At 55.2% G+C, this 1,818-nt stretch carries 1 rRNA gene; it reads right to left on the bottom strand.

The window, feature by feature from the left end:
• Nucleotides 1–37: 37 nt before the first annotated feature.
• Nucleotides 38–1,562: ribosomal RNA gene (locus AB0P08_RS17025) — 16S ribosomal RNA — on the bottom strand.
• Between the last annotated feature and the right edge of the window lie 256 nt (nt 1,563–1,818).

Raw genomic sequence — 1,818 nt, 5'->3', positions numbered from 1 at the left:
CTGGGTTCTGGACGCCGAAGCGTCAGATGCTCCTTAGAAAGGAGGTGATCCAGCCGCACCTTCCGGTACGGCTACCTTGTTACGACTTAGTCCTAATTACCGATCCCACCTTCGACGGCTCCCTCCACAAGGGTTAGGCCACCGGCTTCAGGTGTTACCGACTTTCATGACTTGACGGGCGGTGTGTACAAGACCCGGGAACGTATTCACCGCAGCGTTGCTGATCTGCGATTACTAGCGACTCCGACTTCATGAGGTCGAGTTGCAGACCTCAATCCGAACTGGGACCGGCTTTTTGGGATTCGCTCCACCTCACGGTATTGCAGCCCTTTGTACCGGCCATTGTAGCATGCGTGAAGCCCAAGACATAAGGGGCATGATGATTTGACGTCATCCCCACCTTCCTCCGAGTTGACCCCGGCAGTATCCCATGAGTTCCCACCATTACGTGCTGGCAACATAGAACGAGGGTTGCGCTCGTTGCGGGACTTAACCCAACATCTCACGACACGAGCTGACGACAACCATGCACCACCTGTTTACGAGTGTCCAAAGAGTTGACCATTTCTGGCCCGTTCTCGTATATGTCAAGCCTTGGTAAGGTTCTTCGCGTTGCATCGAATTAATCCGCATGCTCCGCCGCTTGTGCGGGTCCCCGTCAATTCCTTTGAGTTTTAGCCTTGCGGCCGTACTCCCCAGGCGGGGAACTTAATGCGTTAGCTGCGTCACGGAATCCGTGGAATGGACCCCACAACTAGTTCCCAACGTTTACGGGGTGGACTACCAGGGTATCTAAGCCTGTTTGCTCCCCACCCTTTCGCTCCTCAGCGTCAGTTACGGCCCAGAGATCTGCCTTCGCCATCGGTGTTCCTCCTGATATCTGCGCATTCCACCGCTACACCAGGAATTCCAATCTCCCCTACCGCACTCTAGTCTGCCCGTACCCACTGCAGGCCCGAGGTTGAGCCTCGGGATTTCACAGCAGACGCGACAAACCGCCTACGAGCTCTTTACGCCCAATAATTCCGGATAACGCTTGCGCCCTACGTATTACCGCGGCTGCTGGCACGTAGTTAGCCGGCGCTTTTTCTGCAGGTACCGTCACTTTCGCTTCTTCCCTGCTAAAAGAGGTTTACAACCCGAAGGCCGTCATCCCTCACGCGGCGTTGCTGCATCAGGCTTTCGCCCATTGTGCAATATTCCCCACTGCTGCCTCCCGTAGGAGTCTGGGCCGTGTCTCAGTCCCAGTGTGGCCGGTCACCCTCTCAGGCCGGCTACCCGTCGACGCCTTGGTGAGCCATTACCTCACCAACAAGCTGATAGGCCGCGAGCCCATCCCCAACCGAAAAATCTTTCCAAACGCAGACCATGCGGTCACGTCACATATCCAGTATTAGACGCCGTTTCCAGCGCTTATCCCAGAGTCAGGGGCAGGTTGCTCACGTGTTACTCACCCGTTCGCCACTGATCCCACAGAGCAAGCTCCGTGTTCACCGTTCGACTTGCATGTGTTAAGCACGCCGCCAGCGTTCATCCTGAGCCAGGATCAAACTCTCCGTAAAAAGAAATTGCATACGAACCGGGGAAAAACCGGAACGCAGCGAGTTTGATGCTGACCAAAGAGATAAATCATTGCTGACTATCCGTTGCCAACCCCACAAGGAGGTTGGTCTTTGATCCAAAGGAATTCTCACCCAGCCGAAGCTAGACGAGGATAATTTGGCATTTGACAAGTGCACGCTGTTGAGTTCTCAAGGATCGGATGCTCCCACGACCCAGCCATCACGACCAGGCCCGCAGGGCAACTTCTCTATCTTA

This window comes from Microbacterium meiriae (assembly GCF_040686935.1).
GTDB classification, from domain to species: Bacteria; Actinomycetota; Actinomycetes; order Actinomycetales; family Microbacteriaceae; genus Microbacterium; species Microbacterium meiriae.
Note: the sequence above shows the minus strand (reverse complement) of the source record. Positions and strands in the feature narration are given on the sequence as shown.